Annotated in this window: 15 protein-coding genes and 4 pseudogenes; 16 read left to right on the top strand and 3 right to left on the bottom strand. The window is 40.9% G+C overall.

Annotated elements, in window-relative coordinates:
• Positions 1-93: 93 nt before the first annotated feature.
• The 14 genes and pseudogenes from M1D69_RS01155 to M1D69_RS01220 all read left to right on the top strand — a co-directional run bounded on the left by M1D69_RS01155 (position 94) and on the right by M1D69_RS01220 (position 14,173).
• The gene (locus M1D69_RS01155; protein WP_458104846.1) at positions 94-7,098 is read left to right on the top strand and encodes a DNRLRE domain-containing protein; all 7,005 of its coding nucleotides are present in this window, start codon (positions 94-96) and stop codon (positions 7,096-7,098) included.
• Between the two features lie 36 nt (positions 7,099-7,134).
• A complete protein-coding gene (locus M1D69_RS01160; RefSeq protein ID WP_121643646.1) occupies positions 7,135-7,494 on the top strand; it encodes a YxiJ family protein in 360 nt (119 codons plus the stop codon).
• Positions 7,495-7,561: 67 nt separating this feature from the next.
• Positions 7,562-8,452 (top strand): annotated as a pseudogene (locus tag M1D69_RS01165) (RHS repeat-associated core domain-containing protein); the annotation flags it as partial.
• A gap of 65 nt (positions 8,453-8,517) precedes the next feature.
• Positions 8,518-9,390 carry a hypothetical protein gene (locus M1D69_RS01170; protein WP_458104845.1) on the top strand — a complete coding sequence of 291 codons (873 nt, stop codon included), beginning with the start codon at positions 8,518-8,520 and terminating at the stop codon, positions 9,388-9,390.
• Positions 9,391-9,775: 385 nt separating this feature from the next.
• The gene (locus M1D69_RS01175; RefSeq protein ID WP_458104844.1) at positions 9,776-10,222 is read left to right on the top strand and encodes a hypothetical protein; all 447 of its coding nucleotides are present in this window, start codon (positions 9,776-9,778) and stop codon (positions 10,220-10,222) included.
• Positions 10,223-10,333: 111 nt separating this feature from the next.
• Positions 10,334-10,483: pseudogene (locus M1D69_RS01180) on the top strand (YxiF family protein); the annotation flags it as partial.
• 20 nt (positions 10,484-10,503) lie between these two features.
• A pseudogene (locus M1D69_RS01185) lies at positions 10,504-10,847 on the top strand (hypothetical protein).
• A 52-nt stretch (positions 10,848-10,899) separates the two neighbouring features.
• Entirely contained in the window at positions 10,900-11,316 is a 417-nt protein-coding gene (locus M1D69_RS01190) for a YxiG family protein (RefSeq protein ID WP_458104843.1), read from the top strand.
• A gap of 13 nt (positions 11,317-11,329) precedes the next feature.
• Positions 11,330-11,611, top strand: a pseudogene (locus M1D69_RS01195) (DUF2716 domain-containing protein); the annotation flags it as partial.
• A 29-nt stretch (positions 11,612-11,640) separates the two neighbouring features.
• Complete coding sequence (locus M1D69_RS01200; protein WP_458104842.1) at positions 11,641-12,399, top strand: Imm26 family immunity protein; 759 nt, start codon at positions 11,641-11,643, stop codon at positions 12,397-12,399.
• Positions 12,400-12,429: 30 nt separating this feature from the next.
• Positions 12,430-12,912, top strand: a complete 483-nt coding sequence (locus M1D69_RS01205; RefSeq protein WP_458104841.1) for a hypothetical protein — start codon at positions 12,430-12,432, stop codon at positions 12,910-12,912.
• 346 nt (positions 12,913-13,258) lie between these two features.
• Positions 13,259-13,555 carry a YxiJ family protein gene (locus tag M1D69_RS01210; protein ID WP_458104840.1) on the top strand — a complete coding sequence of 99 codons (297 nt, stop codon included), beginning with the start codon at positions 13,259-13,261 and terminating at the stop codon, positions 13,553-13,555.
• Positions 13,556-13,568: 13 nt separating this feature from the next.
• Positions 13,569-14,024, top strand: a complete 456-nt coding sequence (locus tag M1D69_RS01215; RefSeq protein WP_458104839.1) for a hypothetical protein — start codon at positions 13,569-13,571, stop codon at positions 14,022-14,024.
• A 17-nt stretch (positions 14,025-14,041) separates the two neighbouring features.
• Positions 14,042-14,173, top strand: coding sequence for a hypothetical protein (locus M1D69_RS01220; protein WP_458104838.1), 132 nt, complete (start codon positions 14,042-14,044; stop codon positions 14,171-14,173).
• A gap of 210 nt (positions 14,174-14,383) precedes the next feature.
• Here M1D69_RS01220 and M1D69_RS01225 read toward each other — a convergent pair whose 3' ends face one another.
• Positions 14,384-14,905, bottom strand: coding sequence for a DUF2812 domain-containing protein (locus tag M1D69_RS01225; RefSeq protein ID WP_458104837.1), 522 nt, complete (start codon positions 14,903-14,905; stop codon positions 14,384-14,386).
• Between the two features lie 2 nt (positions 14,906-14,907).
• Positions 14,908-15,243, bottom strand: coding sequence for a helix-turn-helix transcriptional regulator (locus M1D69_RS01230; protein ID WP_458104836.1), 336 nt, complete (start codon positions 15,241-15,243; stop codon positions 14,908-14,910).
• Between the two features lie 164 nt (positions 15,244-15,407).
• Here M1D69_RS01230 and M1D69_RS01235 point away from each other — a divergent pair, with 164 nt between their 5' ends.
• Both M1D69_RS01235 and dbpA read left to right on the top strand, forming a co-directional pair.
• Positions 15,408-16,556, top strand: a complete 1,149-nt coding sequence (locus M1D69_RS01235) for a rhamnogalacturonan acetylesterase (RefSeq protein ID WP_458104835.1) — start codon at positions 15,408-15,410, stop codon at positions 16,554-16,556.
• An 81-nt stretch (positions 16,557-16,637) separates the two neighbouring features.
• Complete coding sequence (gene dbpA / locus M1D69_RS01240) at positions 16,638-18,077, top strand: ATP-dependent RNA helicase DbpA (protein ID WP_458104834.1); 1,440 nt, start codon at positions 16,638-16,640, stop codon at positions 18,075-18,077.
• A 17-nt stretch (positions 18,078-18,094) separates the two neighbouring features.
• Here the strand turns inward: dbpA and M1D69_RS01245 are convergent, their stop codons facing one another.
• On the bottom strand, positions 18,095-19,378 hold the full coding sequence (locus M1D69_RS01245) for an MFS transporter (RefSeq protein ID WP_458104833.1): 1,284 nt from the start codon (positions 19,376-19,378) through the stop codon (positions 18,095-18,097).
• Between the last annotated feature and the right edge of the window lie 132 nt (positions 19,379-19,510).

Below are 19,510 nucleotides of genomic sequence, written 5' to 3' on the forward strand. Positions count from 1 at the left end.
AAGATAAATTTTCTAGAAAAATATTGTAATAATATTTCAGTGACGTTAACATTGTTGAGTAAATATTACTTTTGTTACAAAAGGAGAGAGAAAATGAAAAAAAGAAAAAGGCGGAACGTTAAGAGATTCATTGCCGTATGTTTAGTGTTGGCACTAATGATTTCATTATTGCCAGTAGATGTACTGGCAAAAACTTCAGAAGAAGAGTCCGGAAATCGTATCGCAACTGCTGATCCGGAAGAAACCCTTCAGAATGATCAAACAGAGAAAGCTGTACCATTTAATGAGAAGGATATAAACAAAGAGGGAGAAATCACCTCAGAAAGAACGGAAAACACAAAGCTTTATTATGAAGGAGACGGTGTTTATAAACAGGAAGTATACCTTGATCCTATTCATACAAAGGAAACATCGAATGCAGACTGGGAGGAGATTTCTCCTGAATTAAAAGAAACGACAAGCAAACAAGTTGAAACTGAAAATGCTGTTTTGAATTCAGATTTTCAAAAGCAAATGAAGAACGGACTTTATGCGACTTTTGAGCACAATGATCACAAGCTTACATATTCACTTGTAGAAGCAAAAGGTCCAAATAAAACTTCACTTACTCCGAAAGATACTCCAGCAGATTATAAGACTGATGGTAATGAGATTGTTTATCCGGATGTTTTTCCGAACATTGATCTTCAGACTTTCACATTCAACGAAAACATAAAAGAAGATTTAGTCCTTAATCAGTATGATGGATACAACACATTTACATTTCAGGTGAAAACCGATTTGCAGGCAAAAGAACAAGAGGATGGATCAATAGATTTTTCTGATGAAAAAGGAAAAGTTGTTTTTTCTGTGCCTAAACCTTTTATGACTGATTCAAAACTGGATGAACTTTCCGGCGAGGTGGGGCGTTCAGAAAAAGTCACCTATAAGCTGGAAAAGAATAAAGAAGGGTATTTGCTTCATCTCACGGCAGACGAGAACTGGCTGAAAGACCCTGAACGCGTGTATCCAGTGTCTATCGACCCGTCAACGTCTTTATCTGTTTCATCAGATACGTTTGTCATGAGTGCCTACCCGACGACCAACTATTCGGCATCTTCGCAGAAATGGGATGCTAATCTGAAGGCCTATGTGCTGAAAACGGGTTATTACGACAAAACAACAGGCACCAATTATGCGTTCATGAAATTTAACAATTTAAAACCGATTCAAAATATGACAGTCAGCAAAGCTACATTAAAAACATACGTAGCCCATTCCTACTATGGAACAAAGGCAACTGGTCTTTGGCTGGATACAGTCAACAGCAATTATGATCATGCAAAAGTAACATGGAACACCAAACCGGCATCTAAAAATATCGGAAAAGCCGACGTCCATAAAGGACAGTGGGCGAGTTACGATGTGACCGCCGCTGTAAAGTCATGGAACTCCGGCGGGGCCAATTATGGATTTAAGCTTCATGCAAACGGAAACGGTAAGGAATATTGGAAAAAACTAATTTCCTCAGCGAACTCAAACAATAAGCCTTATATTGAAGTGACATACACCATCCCGAAGGCGAGCACACCTGCTGTTAAGGCATACAATAACGGGAACGGCACTGGTTTTTTCAATATCAGCTGGAAAAAGGTCGAGGGTGCAAAAGGCTATAAGGTATGGATTTATAATGGGAAAGAATATCAAGCGATCTCAGTCGGCAACACGACATCCTGGAGCACAAAAGGGAAAAATATTTGGCCGACAAGTGCAGAAATTTCATCCGGTAAGTACAAGCTTCATCTTGATGGAAAAGGCGGAACTGAATTAGCGCTAGATCCATCTTCAGTGTATAAAAACTCAGGCGGAAGCTATGCCACAAGTAAAAACTATTGGATCGGCGTCAGCGCGATCTTTGATCAGGGAGAAGGAGCGATGTCCGCACCGGCAAAGCCTGTTATCCCTAATGTAGGAAAAGCACAAGCACCGTCAACCAAGGGCTATAATAATGGGAATGCCACAGGATACTTAGATCTTTCTTGGAAAGCTGTATCAGGAGCCACCGGCTATAAAGTTCAGGTATTCAATGGGAAAGGCTTTGAGACACTTGATCTGGGAAATCAGACGTCTTGGACCACCAAGGGGAAAAAGATCTGGCCGACAAGTGCAGAAATCAAAGCGGGAAAATATGCTCTTCACCTAAAGGATGGAAACGGAGCAGAGCTGCCGATCAATCCCGGACCAACCTATAAAAACGCCGGTGGGGATGCAGCCAAAAAAAATTACTCATTTAAAATAATCGCCTATAACAAAGATGGCGAAGCCATTGCATCACCGGCTGCCAACCCGACACTTCCTGATATCGCTAAACCAAAGAACTTATCTGGTTATGTGTATACAAACACAAAATCAAGCCAAACCGGTTATGTGAATTTGATATGGGAAAAGGTTCAAAAAGCGAAAGGCTATAAAATTAATATCTATAACGGCAAAGAATATCAGTCCTATGATGTTGGTGACGTGGATCATTGGACAACCCAAAATAAAAACATTTGGCCGACTTCTGAGGAAATAAAATCCGGAAGCTACAAGCTGCATACAGACGGAAAAGGCCGTGAATTGGCACTTGACCCGTCACCTGTCTATAACAATGCAAATGGAAATTACAAAGGAAAGAAGAATTATTCCTTCACGCTTTCCGCCTATGATGCAAATGGTGAAACGATTCCGACGGCGCCCTTTAACCCAGCGTTCCATGAAGGCGCAGAATTCCTTGGAACAGAAGAATACTGGTCTATCATTGATATCCCAAGCGGCCAGTTAAATGGTGCGACAGGCAATGTTATTGTGAATGAAGAAGACCTGTCAATTGACGGACGCGGACCGGGACTTGGCTTATCGAGAACCTACAACAGTCTTGACAGCTCCGACCACTTATTTGGAAAAGGCTGGTATGCTGATGCAGAAACATCTGTCATCTCAACGGATGGCGGGGCAATGTATATCGATGAAGACGCTACGACACATCGATTCACGAAAAAAGCCGATGGCACGTATCAGCCGCCGACCGGTGTCTATCTTGAATTAACAGAAACAGCTGATCAGTTCATATTAAAAACAAAGGATCAAACCAACGCTTATTTCAATAAAAAAGGCGGCAAGCTTCAAAAGATAGTGGATGGCCACAACAATGCAACTGTCTATACTTACAATGACAAAAATCAACTGACAGCCATTACAGACGCATCAGGTCGCAAGCTCACATTCACATATGATGAAAATGGCCATGTGACCTCCATCACCGGACCTAAGAATAAGAAAGTCACCTACTCATATGAGAGTGATTTGCTGAAAAAAGTCACGGATACAGACGGGACTGTCACAAGCTATGACTATGATGGCGAAGGGCGCCTTGTCAAACAATATTCAGCCAACAGTACCGAAGCAAAGCCTGTCTTTACCGAATATCAGTATAATGGACACCGTCTCGATAAAGCAATTAACGCTAAGAAAGAAACATATATCTATAGCTATGATGCTGATAAAAAGACGCTTCTCATGACACAGCCGAATGGCCGGAAAGTACAGTACGGCTATAATGAAGCGGGAAATCCGATTCAGGTCATTGATGATGCGGAAGGATTAAAAATTACAACGAATACAAAGTATGAAGGCAACAATGTTGTAGAAGATGTAGATCCAAATGACGTCGGCACCGGAAAAGCAACGGAAAGCTATCAATATGACAAAGATGGCAACGTTACGTCGGTTAAAGATGCATATGGAACTGAGACATACGAATACAACAAAAACAACGATGTCACAAAGATGAAGGATACCGAGGGCAATGTCACGGATATTGCTTATGACGGACTGGATGCTGTATCCGAAACCGATCAGAGCGGAAAATCATCTTCAGCGGCTGTTTATGATAAATACGGAAATCAGATTCAATCCAGCAAAGATTTATCAGCCTCAACCAATATTCTGAAAGATGGAAGCTTTGAAGCGCAAAAATCCGGCTGGAATTTGACCGCATCTAAAGACAGCGGCAAAATCTCAGTGATCGCCGATAAAAGCGGAGTTCTTTCTGGATCAAAGGCATTGGAAGTCTTGAGTCAATCAACGTCTGCCGGAACAGATCACGGGTATTCGTCAGCGACTCAAACAGTTGAGCTGGAGCCGAATACAACCTATACATTAAGCGGGAAAATCAAAACAGATCTAGCGAAATCAAGAGCCTACTTTAACATTGATCTGCGAGACAAAGATCAAAAACGAATTCAATGGATTCACAATGAATACAGTGCATTAGCCGGAAAAAATGACTGGACAAAACGGCAAATCACTTTTACGACTCCAGCAAATGCAGGAAAAGCCGTTGTGTATATGGAAGTCGATCATAAAGATAAAGATGGCAAAGGAAAAGCATGGTTTGATGAAGTCCAGCTGGAAAAAGGCGAAGTATCGTCAAGCTATAACCCAGTTCAAAACAGCAGTTTCACATCAGCAACGGAAAACTGGAGCACAAGCGGGGCATCCGTTGATTCTGAAGAAGGCTTTAATGATGAAGTATCATTAAAAGCTGCCCGGACCAGTGCGTCCCAAGCCGGATCAGTAACAAAACAAACCGTTGTCTTAGGGCAAAGTGCAAACGACAAACCGGTTTATCTCACACTGACAGGCATGTCGAAAGCAAGCAGTGTCAAGTTCACAGATGAAAAAGACTATTCTTTGCAGGCTAATGTTACTTATGCGGACGGAAGCACAGGCGTATACAATGCGAAATTCCCTTCTGGAACACAGGAATGGAACCGTGCAGCTGTGGTTATACCAAAAACAAAGCCGATTAATAAAGTCGATATCAGCATACTGTTCCAAAAGAGCGCGACAGGAACAGCGTGGTTTGATGATATCCGTCTGATTGAAGGAAGCCTTCTAACAAAAAGCACGTATGACAGCAATGGAAACTATGTGACCAAGGAAGAAGATGAACTAGGATACTCTACTTCAACTGATTACGATGAAACGGGTAAGAAAACGTCTGAAACGGATGCAAAAGGTGAAAAAACAACCTATACGTATGATCAGGCAGACCAATTGACAAACATGACGCTCTCCAACGGCACGTCTATCCTTCACAGCTATGATAAGGAAGGCAATGAGGTAAGCAAAACCATTCGGGCGGGAGCAGATCAAACCTATCAATACGAATATGATGTCATGGGCAAGCTTGTGAAAACAACTGACCCTCTGGGCAATGTGCTAGCAAGTGAATATGATGCCAACAGCAACCTGACCAAAACCATTTCACCGAATGGCAACGAAGTGTCTCTTTCTTATGATGGAACAGACCGGGTGAAATCAAAATCGTATAACGGTACAGAAAAATACAATTTCACGTATGACAAAAATGGAAATGAAACGTCGGTCGTCAATCAAGAGCAGAACACCACAAAGAAACGGACATTTGACAACAAAAACCGCTTAACCGAACTGACAGACCGCGGCGGCAGCCAAACTTGGACATATCCTAGTGATTCCGATAAGCTGAAAACCTTCTCGTGGACTCATGGGGACCAAAAAGGAACGAATCAATTTACGTATAACAAACTGGATCAAATGGTTGAGATGAAAGACAGCACATCTTCCTATTCATTTGATTATGACGAAAATGGCAACGTCCAAACCTTTATTACGGGCAACGGCGGCGGAACAAGTTTTTCATATGACGAAAGAAACCTAGTAAGCTCGCTGCATATCGGCGACAAAAACGGCGGAAGCATTCTGACGGAAAGCTATGAATACGATGCAAACGGCAACCGCACAACGATAAACAGCTCAGCAAGCGGCAAGGTGAAATATGAGTATGGAAAGCTGAATCAGCTTATCAAGGAAACCCATGAAGACGGAACTGTCATTGAATACACATATGACGGATTCGGCAACCGAAAAACCGTTACAACTGTAAAAGACGGTACAAGCAAAACGGTGAACGCTTCCTTCAACATCATGAACCAGCTGACAAAAGTCAATGATGAAAGCATGTCTTACGATAAAAACGGCAACCGCACATCCGACGGCAAATTCACATATACGTGGGATGCAGAGGATAACCTGACCGCCGTTACAAAAAAAGGTGAAGACAAGCCATTCGCAACATATAAGTATGACGAAAAAGGAAACAGAATCCAAAAAACCGTCAACGGAAACGTCACGAACTACTTCTACGATGGAGACAGCTTGAACGTCTTGTATGAAACAGACGCGGACAACAACGTCACAAAATCATACACGTACGGAGACAGCGGCCAGCTGTTATCCTACACAGAAAATGGCAAGAAATATTTCTATCACTACAACGCTCACGGCGACGTCATCTCGATCTCAGACAGCTCTGGAAAAACTGTTGCCAAATATCAGTACGACGCATGGGGAAACCCAACAAAAACCGAAGCAAGCGACGAAGTGAAAGACAACCGCTACCGCTACGCAGGCTACCAATACGACGAAGAAACCGGCCTGTACTATCTCATGGCCCGCTACTACGAGCCAAGAAACGGCGTGTTCCTATCGCTCGACCCAGACCCAGGAAGCGATGGAGATTCACTAGATCAAAACGGATATACCTATGGAAACAACAACCCGGTCATGAATGTCGATCCAGACGGCCATTGGGTATGGTTTGTTGTCAATGCAGGATTTGCGGTATATGATGGATACAAAGCTTATAAATCAGGCAAGGGTTGGAAAGGCGTAGCGGTTGCAGCCGCATCAGGATTTGTAGGTGGTGGAAAGTTAAAATTAACAAAAAAAATTGGAAAATGGGCCACCTCAAGACATTGGTATAAAGGAACATTTAAAACTAAAAGAAAGTCATTGGACTATCATCATAATAAACATATTGTGAGAAATGGTAAATCTTACAGTAAAAAGAGATATACAAAAGTTGCTAGAGCATTTTATAGATCTAATAAGCATTTACGCGAAAAAGTAATACTAGCTACTGGAAAAAAAGGTTACAGGATTAAGAATGGAAAAAGAACTGGTTATTACACAAGAAGTGGAAAGGTAGTTACATTTGTGAATAATAAATGGAAGAAAAAGAAAAAGCGTTAATTTTAATTTCTACAATATAGAAGGGCCTGAATATGGATGAAATTTTTTAAAAGATATAATATTGATCAAAAAACATTAGATGAGTTCAAAAAATATTATGTATTATTACATGGTCCGTTTCCAAATGATATGTATGATTTTGAAGAAGAAACAAATACTTCTTTAGATGAATTTTATGAATTTTTTGCCTTAATAACTGGAAGTTTAAATTATATAATTGAAGATAAAAAAATTCCTAGATATCAAAGAGAAATGTTAAAAAAAACGTTCTATGAACATTATCCTCATTTTAGGAATTATAAAAGTGATATTTTAAAATATCAAGAATTAAGTGAATGCTTAGAATTTCATGAAAAAATTAGGATTTTGATTAATAAGCTTATAACAGGAGTATGAATCTTTAAACTAAAATAATAAACAAAAACAGCTGTCAAGTATATTTGACAGCTGTTTTAATTAATTCGGGAAAGACACAATTTATTTTTACAGCGACAGTCTGAATGTGTATACTTTCACAAAAGCATACACATACGGTGATAGTGGACAACTGCTAGCATTCACGCAAAATGGCAAGAAATATTTCTATCACTACAACGCACAAGGTGACGTCATTGCAATCTCAGACAGCACGGGAAAAACCGTTGCCAAGTATCAATATGACGCATGGGGAAATCCAACAAAAACCGAAGCAAGTGATGAAGTAAAAGACAACCGCTACCGCTACGCAGGCTACCAATACGACGAAGAAACCGGCCTGTACTATCTCATGGCCCGCTACTACGAGCCAAGAAACGGCGTGTTCCTATCGCTCGACCCAGACCCGGGCAGCGACGGAGATTCATTGGATCAGAATGGGTATGCTTATGGAAATAATAACCCGGTGATGAATGTTGATCCGGATGGGCATTGGGTTTGGCTTGTGGTAAATGCCGGGTTTGCAGCCTATGATGGATATAAGGCATATAAATCAGGTAAAGGGTGGAAAGGTGCTGCTTGGGCAGCTGCTTCTAACTTTGGTCCCGGGAAGATATTTAAGGGTGCTAAAAGAGTTTATAGGTTTGCAAAATCAGGTAAAAACTTCAATTGGAAACATATCAAAAAAGATCATGGACCTAAGTCAAAAGCCCGAATGCCAAATGGACAACCGAAAAGCAAGTTTAGAAGTGCTAAAACTCTTAGGAGAACAACAAAGGCAACAGCTAGAACCAAACCTGCATACACTCAGAAAGATGGTAGGACAGTACATTATAAAAAGTTTAAAAAGCCTATAGGAAGAAAGACGAATGGTCGGCATACTTATACTGTAAAGGTTGTTAAGTCTGGAAGGTATGTTGTAACAAGCTATCCTTATTGAAATTTATAAAAGGAGAGACAGATTCTATCTGTCTTCCTTTTCAGATACAGGAGAGGATGTCATCCATGGATGAATTGAAATTTAGAGATTTGAATGTAAAAGTAAATGAGGAAGACTCAGTTCTGCTATCGTTGACTGAATCAGAAATAATTGTCCTAACAAAAAAAGAAGTTGATTATGGCAACAAATATATTAATCAAATTGACCTTTATTGTAATACGAATGGACAATTCCTGAATAGCTTTAGCATACAAACAAATGAACCAGTTATAAATATGCAAAAAGTTAACGATACTTTTTTACTTTTAATAGATAAAGAGTACGAGGACGGAGTTCGAAATGTTGACCCCAACATATATTTGTGGAGTCCCTTTAAAGGTTTCTATCAATCTTTTTATGCTGGACGATATGTTAATTCAATGATAATAGATCAAAATAAGAACCTATGGGTCGGATACGATGAAGCAGGCATATTTTCTTGCGTTGATTCCGAATTAAGCACGAAAGGAATCAATAAATTCATTTTTAAAAATGGACTGTATGAATTATGTGCTCGTGACGTTAATCCATATAATGTTGACCAATACTATTCTACATTTGTAGATAAAGATGCAATCTATTTGAATTACAGGTCAATGGGTGAAAATTACTTACAAAAATTAAATTCTCTTGGAGAAACATTAGAACGAATTGAGATTGAAATAGAGTGTACTTCATGCGTAATAACTGAAACATCTAGTTATTTTTTCATTCGTGATGAGGGTTCTTATAATATTGAAATAGCTCTGAAGACAAATAATATGCAAAGTTATACCAAACACATAATAATAAATGAGAATACTGCAGAGAGTATTAGTTTTACACATGTAGCATCATATAAAGATAACTGTGCAGGGATTGATGTTAACAACAACCTTTTTCTGTTAAGTAGTTTCTGATACCTACCATGAGATTTTCTTCGAGAACTAGTAAGCTAAAAGAACACCATTAGGTTTTTTTCAAGGAGATTGGAAAGTAATATCCAAGGTGCCTCAAGAGATAATAAAGAAAAACAGTAGTTCTAACTAAAATTTGTTTTATATGAAGACGGTAAATATCTAATGAGTAAAGGCGATTCATATGCATCAGAAAAAGGCAAGGACACCCCTAACCAATTAGTTATATTTGGATATATATGTAGAATCTATTCTCTGTAAATATTGTGAAGGAATGACAATGGAGGAAATGATAAAGAATGAATTGTAAAGATTGATTCCTTAGATTCGGCTGCTGACAGTAGTAAATGTTTTTATTTTACTTTTTGAGTTCTGAATGAGGTATAATATGAAAAAATTCAACCTGAATTCTATTACACAAAAAGAGATCTTACAAATAGAGAACCAATTTGAACGAATATCATTAAACAAAATAGAAAACAATCAAGAAAAGTTTAGAAAAATGGGTTTGAAAATTGAAGCTGCTTTTGGGAGAGTCGGAGACGAAAAGGAGATCGGAAAAGAGGTACAGCCCTCAGATTGTTTTGAGAATAGTTATAACTCATTAATGTTTTTTTCTGTAGCTTATTTGGATGGTACCGACTTTCATGATAATGAAGATGTCTATTGTATAGATCATTTAGACATATGGATTTGTGAAAGAAGATTGTTTTCGGGGAAAGTGGGATATTTAACAGATTTAGAAAGTGATGAAGAAATAGCGAAAGAAATCCAAAATAAGATAAATCAATTGTTTCTAGAAGCTACAGATATAATAAAAATGTTAAAAGAGTGATTTATAACTTTTAGTTATTTTCAGAGAAGAGATTTAGAGAGGTTGCAAGCCTCTCTTTTCTCATGCTACAAAAATAGAAATTGCGTGCGATTGCCACCAACATTCTTAGTAAAATGTCTCGAGCACCTTAACGGGTTATTGGAATGTATTGAGTTCGACGAAGGGCTTCTCAATCATAGTTTTATTTTGGTTGAGCCTGAGTGTCAGTTTGGTTTATGTATATTGCACACAGAATACGGTTGCGAGCTTGTATATTGGTAGATTGTTTTCACAGGGGGAATATCTTGGAAGATATCTCTTACGTAAAATATCTAAATATCAGTACAGTGGCTTGTATACTTATAACAAATATTAAGTACTTTAATACGTGGTGATCAAATTGAGCGATACAAATCTAATAGAATGCATAAATAAAATCAAAAGTGTCTTAAATGAACAAACATCAAGAGAAGAAGTGTCAGATTGGGCGGGCTCTTATGTTTATGCGGATGACCCCGAGGTAGAAGATGATAGAGTCTGGGATATGTTAATCCTTCTAAGCGGGATTGATTTGAAAGACTCTGCGGAAACTTATTTGCATTCAACAGATGATTTAAATGATTGGATAAAACTATATACGGAGTAATTTGTTTATTCTGCTTGATGGTAAGGCGTTATTGATTAAAAAGAGGTAGGAGATGACAATGTACAAAACAATTAATGAATGGGTTGATTATATAGATGAGGGGTGCAGTGTCCTTCATTTAGATTTTAATGTGTTTAAAAAAGAGCTCTCACTTAATATCAAGGTTTTTGAAAGTGAAGCTGAATATACGCATAAATTATTATTCCAAAATGTAGCATCTGCTTATTATAGTGCGGATGTTGGCGACATGAGATTGGAAAAAATAGATCCGGAAGAATACAATTGGCAAGTATTTGAGATGAGTTACCACCCGGAAGGAATCGGAAATCTATCAAATGCTGTAATTCCGGAGTATCAATCAAATGCTAATTTTCTGATTGACATGAACAGAATGCTAATTGCTATAGAAGCTGAAACAGTTCGCTTTGATGATCAATCGTTTTATGCATATCATTCAAATCTTAAATAAATCCATCAAATATTTAAAAGCATTTCAATCATGTACTGGAGAGCAGGATGTAATATACGCATTCGATTGGCAGCATGACGGATATATCTTTAGCCCTCATCAGACAATGCCTCAGGATGAATTTGGCGAATGGCCTGTTCCGGTATTTCCAAATGGAGACTATTATTTCTTTTTTCATCAGGACTTTTCTTGGGGGCTTTTGGGTGATCCGTGGAAATGTACCATCACTGTGTTTGGTGAAGAGTTATTGAAGGCGATAGATAAATATCCGCCTATCCTTCCTGTTTCAAAATAGATGAGTGTTCTGAAAAACGGAGGTGAAACATGGGCTTTTGGGAAGAGAAATATAAGAATAAAAAGATATTCGTAAGTGATGATGGTTTGGATATTTGTCACGACGCCATCGAAGATTTTCACGCTGTGTTCCTTGAACAATTGGATCGCAAGCCTACTCTCAATGAATTTGTTTATACTCTCTTTCAGGTATTAAACTCAGACGGCGATTCATTTTTTAAAGAATTAGAAGGAAAACAAGTCACTGATATCAACCTAAAGATGAAAAAAAGAACTACTTTAAGCGAAGTTAGGCCGGGTGCTGTCATTCAAATCCCTTTACAGCAAATCAATCAGTTTACATATGCATTAGTGGTAAAAGGAAATTTAACAAAAGATAAAAATGATGATCTTCTCATTCAGTATTTTGATACTTTTACAGAGGAACGCTTGAGTAAAAAAGACATTTTTCTCATGATGGCAGAAAAGCAAAGAGCCCTTTTTATTGCAAATACAGGATATACAGGCTTTCTTCAGGGGGACTGGAAGGTTGTTTCCAAGGTGCCAATAGATCTGGTGAAGAAATTTGATCATTCTGCTATAACATTTGTCATGTATGAAGATCGAAAATACCTCATTAGCCATGACGATTCATTAGCTGCAGAGAGTGATTTAATAGAAGTTGACGAAAAACACGGGAAGACCTTTAGCAATCCGATTGGGCTATTTGGTCATTTGAGTATTGAGGATATTCTTTATCAATATTTCAAAGGAACCTCGATGGAGGAATTGATCAAGTATGAGTTGTAAAAAGGGACTTTTATTGGGGGCGAGGTACATATGAGCAGATATTGTCTGGAATATGCTGATTCTGATCTTTTTCTTTTAAATGATTTTTTCAAACAGTTCCCTCTCCCTATTACTGAGTATCATTGGGTCATTGGCGATATTTTGAATATGATGGATTTATCCGAGGATAAGAATCATTGGAACGATATCATTGGCGAGCGTGAAGACTATCTGTTTATCACAGGTGAGGAATTTCATCGTATATTAAATGAATTTGAGATTTATGTAATATTTTCTATTTTAACTGCTGTGCCTAAAGAGACGATACCGTACGATTTAACACGCGTTCCGTTTGTTGATGGGAATGCTGACTTTTATGAAGATGACTATATCTCCCCTGTGAAAGAATGTGTTTTTGAAGTCGGTTTTTTTGATTCAACCGATATTATATTTACAGTGACCGATAAAAATATAGAAAGACTGATGAAGGATGCTTTTCCTGATTTGAAGCCTTACTGTGAGTATAGAGTATAGGAGATATCAACGGAGGAATCAAGTATTTCTGGAGTTTCTCCTATTAAGTTTCAGCATATCAAGAAATGGCGTCTTTATCAGGAAGCAGATAACGTTCTTGGTACCATTTATACGATTCAATTATCAGTTGTTTATCATTCCCGTTCAATTATTGTCACATTCAAAGACGTTTCAGCCGTTACGATACGAGATATGGAAACCCTAACGGATCTGTCTGATGGGTTTCTTAATATGAAAATGCAGCCGCAAGGGATGTACCTTGTGGAAGAATGGGAAGAGCAGACGTTCCGCTTTTATTGTCGGCAATATGAGGTGATGGAAGTTGAATAGGGAGAGGAGGATCAGCGTGCTTCAAAAACTGAGAAAGAGACAGCAAGAGCTTGAAGAAAAGCCGTATCCTGATGAAATGTACGGCTTTGAAGCGGACATCTATGAGTTTTTTATGCTTGTTGCTGGCAGTTTGAGTTATGTGCTGGCGAATAAAAGGATGCCCCGGCATCAGCGGCGTTCGTTGGAGAAAGGCTTTTTTGAGCTGTATCCTGACATCCCGCCGGATATGATCAAAAACGATACTGATTTGTATCATCACATTCTTTTGTATGAGCAAGTCAGACAAGAGATGTGCGCTGCGCTATCCAACTGATAAGGAGGATTTTATGGAAAAAACCTCTATAAGCAGTATTGGCAATTTGGACATGATCGAGCTTAAGCCTGACCACACCGTTACGTCATGCGAACTTGAAGATGCTGAGTCTTTTTATCGTTTTTGGCAGGGGCTTGCCTATGAGCGAATCATGATACAGGTGATAACGGGTTGTTCATTTATAGAAGACCTGTCAGAGTTTTTCAAAGGCTATGCTTACAAAGTGACGATGCTGGCGAAAAGGCAATTTCATTTCCAATGCGTAGTACATGAAACAGACCGGGGCATTGCAGATTTTCTCTTTCTGCTAGCTTCCATCAATGATGATGTTCTTCTGATCACTGATCCTCAACCGGATAAAAACTATTTTTCCGAAGGCAAACTCCAGTGCCTGACGGACTCGGGCGAACGGATCATGTGGTTTGAATACGATGCTGCGGAGATCTATATGGTTGGCGATGAAACATAAAAGTAGGAGGAATCCATATGAATATCACACAATACGAAAAAATGAAACAGCATCTTTCTCACACGGATACAGGTCCATTTACATTAAACGAGTTTTCTTTCTATATGAAAGAAGATGATCGTTATATACATATTCCTGTGTTTGAATGAAAACTATCTGCTCAAACCTGTGACATTCATTTGCGGTTTGAAGACATCAGTGCATCGAAGCTGGATGATCTTGAATCCATCGATTCGATTGAATTGGAGCTTTTACCGACGGACGATCAATGGGAAAGACTCCGTTATTATGTGTATGATCAAGAAAACCAAATGAGTTTCTATTGCGGAGGATGGGATGTAATCAAGTGTGACAAGAAGTCACACTGATTTTCCCCACTTTCCAAGCGTTCTTGCTTTTGTTGCCGCATATGTCACGAGAAACGGGAAAGTCACAACCAGGAAAGCCAAAGGCACCCAATTTGATAATCCGGTCAAATAATGGAGTGCAATTGACAAGAGAGTCAGGAAACTCAAGGTGCAGGTGACATTTCGAACGTCTTTGTTGCTTCTTTTATATTTCTCTCTCATGGTGGATTGATCACTGTATATCGGCGAAGTCCCAGGCTCAGCCGAAAAGATATGCATACCTTGTGAAGAGCAAACACGCTCCCACCCGGCCGCTTCAAACATCTCGGTGTATTCCGCCAAGCTTTCTTCCCCAACATCATGATAATCAATACTGTAGATCAATTTCCGCGGTTCAGCTTTTCTAAGCTTATACCCCATAACCGCAAATGAATCGAGCGCCCAGCCTTTGCTGGCCATATCACTTAGTCTCTTCATATCCTTTTCTTCTGAAAAGGCCAATCCTTCAGACATCATATATTTTTTCTGTTTCATGATTAATCCCCTTTCAATTGTTGAAAAGCGCGTTCGCCGTGTTCAGCCATCACTTTTCTGCGCTGAATTTCTTTTTTGAGTAATTCTTGGCCGTGCAGGGTTGTCTGATACACTTTGCGGCGCGGGTTTTCATTGTTGACAAGCTCAATGATCTCTTCCTGCAATAATTTCTTTAACAATGTATATAAGGTAGCTGGGCCGATCGTAAAGGAGTCATCGGTCATGCCCTCAATCTCCTGCATGATCGAATATCCGTGTTTTGGCTCCAGCAAGGTTAAGACAATATAATAGGCTGGATCGGTAAGCTGATCCATTTCCTGCGGACGTTGCTTTGGCAAGCGGTCACCTCATTTCTTATATCAACTAATGATATATCACTTATTGATATAATAAAATCTTCCTTTTCTTTTGTCAATGCCATTTTTTTCTGTGTTCAGTCATCATAAAGAAACAATCACCGAGTATGCATTAATGAATGCGTTTTCATATAGGGGGATTTTTAATGAAAAAATGGATAACGGCGGGTTTTGTGATGATGTTGATGTTGTGTTTCAGCGGGGCGGAGAGTTTGAAGGCGTCTGAGCCGAAGGTGTATCAGTTTGACTTTGGGAGCGGTTCGGTTGAGCCTGGTTACATTGGTGTCAGGGCGTCTGAGCGTTATAACCCGTCAAAGGGCTACGGTTTTCAAACGCCAGAACATATGAAGGATGTGGCGGCATCCGGGACGGGCGTGAAAAGTGATGCGGTTCAATTTTTGGCGTATGGGACGAAAAGCGACAACACGTTTCATGTGGATCTTCCGAATGGTCTTTATGAGGTGAAGGTGACGCTGGGCAATACGGCGAGGGCAAGCGTGGCGGCGGAGGGTGTGTATCAGGTCATCAATATGACGGGGGACGGTGCGGAGGATACGTTCCAAATCCCTGTCACCGACGGGCAGCTGAATCTGCTGGTGACTGAAGGCAAGGTGGGTACGGCTTTTACGCTCAGTGCCCTGAAGATCAAGAAATTGTCTGATCAGCCGGTGACAAACCGAACGATCTATATCGGCGGCGATTCGACGGTGTGCAATTATTATCCGCTCAACAGCAGCAAGCAGGCGGGCTGGGGGCAGATGCTGCCTCACTATGTCGACAAGCATACCTTTCAAGTGAGAAACATGGCGTCAGGCGGACAGATTGCGAGAGGGTTTCGAAATGACGGACAGCTTGAGGCGATCTTGAAGTACATTAAACCGGGAGATTACTTTATGTTGCAGCTCGGCATTAACGATACAAACCCGAAGCATAATGAATCTGAAGCTGAGTTTAAGGAGATTATGCGTGATATGATTCGCCAGGTGAAAGCGAAGGGCGCGGACGTGATTCTTTCAACACCGCAAGGCCGGGCGACAGACTTTACTTCTGAAGGCGTCCATTCGTCTGTAAACCGATGGTACAGGGCTTCTATTTTGGCTTTGGCCGAAGAGGAAAAAACAAGGCTTATTGACCTGAATGTCCTCAGTTCATCTTACTTTACATCGATCGGTCCGGAAAAAACGCTCGCGCTTTATATGGATGGCGATACGCTTCATCCGAACCGATCGGGGGCCGATGCACTGGCGCGATTGGCCGTTCAGGAATTAAAAAGACAGGGAATTGATGGCTTCTAAAACGTCATTTTTCGGCAAAACACATACACCGCCGTTAATTAGAGTATAATGAGAACATCTGCAAGAGACAGGAGTTTATACATGAGTCATTTTAAAAACTATCAAATCAGTCACGACATTTTACGAGCATTGGAAGGACTGGGGTATACAGAACCGACTGAGGTGCAGCGAAACGTGATTCCGGCAGCCCTTGAACGAAAAGATCTTGTCGTCAAATCACAGACGGGAAGCGGGAAAACGGCTGCGTTTGGCATTCCTCTCTGCGAGCTGGCGGATTGGGACGAAAACAAGCCGCAGGCGCTTATTTTAACTCCGACCCGTGAGCTTGCCGTGCAAGTAAAAGAGGATATCACGAACATCGGAAGATTTAAACGAATCAAAGCGACAGCTGTATTTGGAAAATCATCCTTTGATAAACAAAAAGCCGAGCTGAAGCAAAAAAGCCATATCGTTGTCGGCACACCGGGACGCGTCCTGGATCATATTGAAAAAGGCACGCTGCCGCTGGATCGCCTTTCCTATCTGGTCATTGATGAAGCGGATGAGATGCTGAATATGGGCTTCATTGATCAGGTGGAGGCGATTATCAAGCATCTCCCGACCGAGCGCACAACGATGCTGTTTTCTGCGACGCTGCCAGAGGATATTGAGAAATTAAGCCGTCAATATATGCAAAAACCAGAGCATATCGAAATCAAAGCGGCCGGCCTTACCACAAGGAATATTGAACATGCGGTGATTCAAGTCAGAGAAGAGCATAAATTTTCTTTGCTGAAGGATGTGCTCGTCACTGAGAACCCGGACAGCTGTATCATTTTCTGCCGGACGAAAGAGCATGTGAATCAGCTGACCGATGAATTGGATGACTTAGGATATCCATGCGATAAAATTCACGGCGGGATGATTCAGGAAGACCGTTTTGACGTCATGAATGAATTTAAAAGAGGCGAGTACCGTTATTTAGTCGCGACAGACGTCGCCGCGCGGGGGATCGATATTGAAAATATCGCCCTTGTCATCAACTATGATTTGCCACTTGAGAAAGAAAGCTACGTACACCGTACAGGACGGACAGGGCGAGCCGGAAATCAGGGAAAAGCGATTTCATTTGTGGCGCCGTTTGAAAAGCGGTTCCTGACTGAAATAGAAGACTATATCGGATTTGGGATTCAGAAATTGGAAGCCCCATCCCAAGAGGATGTCGCAAAAAAGAAACCGGATTTTCTCGCTAAACTGAAAGACCGTCCGGCGATCAAAAAAGACAAGAGCGAAGAGCTGAATAAAGACATTATGAAGCTGTATTTTAACGGCGGAAAGAAAAAGAAAATCAGAGCCGTTGATTTTGTCGGAACGATCGCTAAAATCGACGGGGTTTCTGCCGATGACATTGGCATCATTACAATCATGGATAACGCCTCGTACGTGGAAATTTTAAACGGAAAAGGCCCTCATGTTCTCAAAGCCATGAAGAATACAACTGTCAAAGGGAAAAAGCTTAAGGTGAATAAAGCGAATAAATGATGAATGACCTGCTCCAGTTAAAGGGGCAGGTCGTTTTCGTGATGGCTGACATTGGTGCTGTTTTCTTCCGGAACAAAGGCAAGAATCACAATGCCAATCACAAACAAAATGATCAGGCTGAACACCGCGGTCGATGATTTTCCGGTAAGCTGGGCGGTAACGGCGATGAGCAGCGGCCCCATAATCGAGGCGAATTTTCCGAAAATGTTGTAGAAGCCGAAGAATTCATTTGCATGGTGTTTCGGGACGAGCTTGGCGAAATAGGAGCGGCTTAATGCTTGAATACCGCCCTGTGAGGTGGCGACAAGCATGGCCAGTATCCAAAAATCAATCGTTGTCTCCATAAAATAGGCATACACGCAGACGATCATATAAATGACGATCCCAACGTACAACATTGTTTTCCCCGTGAATCGTTCCGCCAGTCTTCCGTATAAAATGGCAAACGGCGCGGCGACGACCTGAGTGACAAACAGGATGATCAGGAGACTTGTGGAGCTGATGCCCAAATCTGACCCGTAGGAGGTCGACATCGTAATAATGGTGCCGACTCCATCGATATAAAAGAAATAAGCGAGCAGAAAGAGGAACAGCGCCCGGTACTGCCGGATCCGTTTCATCGTTTGCCCGAGGCGTTTAAAGCTGTTGGCTATGATGCGGGGTTCTCTTTTGATGTAATAGCGCTGATGAACGTGTTTCAGCATCGGAATGGTAAACAGTCCCCACCAAGCGGCCGTTATAAAAAAGGACAGCTGGCTTGCGCCAGACACAGACATCGGAATCGTTTCTGCTTGTGCGAGCAGGATGACGGCGATGCTGAGGATAAATGGGATCGTGCTGCCGATATAGCCTAAGCCAAAGCCGCGAGCGGAAACAAGATTCATTCGCTCCTCAGGCGTGACGTCAACGAGGAAGGCGTCGTAGAATACATTGGCGCCGGAAAAACCGACAGCCGATATGGTGTAGAACAGCAGCAAAAGCAGCCAATGTTCACTTGGAATAAAGGCAAGCGCCGCGGTGCTGGCGACACCCGCTGACACAAAGAAGCCGAAGAACTTTTTTTTGCAGCCTTCATAGTCGGCGATGGTTCCTAAAATCGGGCCCAGCATGGCGAGAATAAAGGTAGAAATCGCTATCGTATAACCTAAATAAGCAGTTGATTGAGCAGCGCTGACACCGCCTTCCGCAGCGGCTGATTTATAAAACAACGGAAATACCGCGGTTGTGACGACAATTGAATAAGCAGAGTTTGCCCAGTCATATACAACCCAGCTGTTTTCTTGTTTCGTAAAACGTTTCATCTGCAGAGCCCCTCCCCAGTAACGATACTTCTATTGTACGAGAAACCGCATAGAAAAGGATGGAACCGCGGTCAATTTTTACAAAATGTTTATGTTCTATAAAGGTCAAATAATACTTTTGGTTTATTGCTG

The sequence above is a fragment of the Bacillus sp. PK3-037 genome, from assembly GCF_054161355.1.

What these genes read in the sequence shown, in the direction of transcription:
- M1D69_RS01155 (WP_458104846.1), top strand. Translation starts at nt 94, where the DNA reads ATGAAAAAAAGAAAAAGGCGGAACGTTAAGAGATTCATTGCCGTATGT.
- M1D69_RS01160 (WP_121643646.1), top strand. Translation starts at nt 7,135, where the DNA reads ATGAAATTTTTTAAAAGATATAATATTGATCAAAAAACATTAGATGAG.
- M1D69_RS01170 (WP_458104845.1), top strand. Translation starts at nt 8,518, where the DNA reads ATGGATGAATTGAAATTTAGAGATTTGAATGTAAAAGTAAATGAGGAA.
- M1D69_RS01175 (WP_458104844.1), top strand. Translation starts at nt 9,776, where the DNA reads ATGAAAAAATTCAACCTGAATTCTATTACACAAAAAGAGATCTTACAA.
- M1D69_RS01190 (WP_458104843.1), top strand. Translation starts at nt 10,900, where the DNA reads ATGACAATGTACAAAACAATTAATGAATGGGTTGATTATATAGATGAG.
- M1D69_RS01200 (WP_458104842.1), top strand. Translation starts at nt 11,641, where the DNA reads ATGGGCTTTTGGGAAGAGAAATATAAGAATAAAAAGATATTCGTAAGT.
- M1D69_RS01205 (WP_458104841.1), top strand. Translation starts at nt 12,430, where the DNA reads ATGAGCAGATATTGTCTGGAATATGCTGATTCTGATCTTTTTCTTTTA.
- M1D69_RS01215 (WP_458104839.1), top strand. Translation starts at nt 13,569, where the DNA reads ATGGAAAAAACCTCTATAAGCAGTATTGGCAATTTGGACATGATCGAG.
- M1D69_RS01220 (WP_458104838.1), top strand. Translation starts at nt 14,042, where the DNA reads ATGAATATCACACAATACGAAAAAATGAAACAGCATCTTTCTCACACG.
- M1D69_RS01225 (WP_458104837.1), bottom strand. Translation starts at nt 14,905, where the DNA reads ATGAAACAGAAAAAATATATGATGTCTGAAGGATTGGCCTTTTCAGAA.
- M1D69_RS01235 (WP_458104835.1), top strand. Translation starts at nt 15,408, where the DNA reads ATGAAAAAATGGATAACGGCGGGTTTTGTGATGATGTTGATGTTGTGT.
- dbpA (WP_458104834.1), top strand. Translation starts at nt 16,638, where the DNA reads ATGAGTCATTTTAAAAACTATCAAATCAGTCACGACATTTTACGAGCA.
- M1D69_RS01245 (WP_458104833.1), bottom strand. Translation starts at nt 19,378, where the DNA reads ATGAAACGTTTTACGAAACAAGAAAACAGCTGGGTTGTATATGACTGG.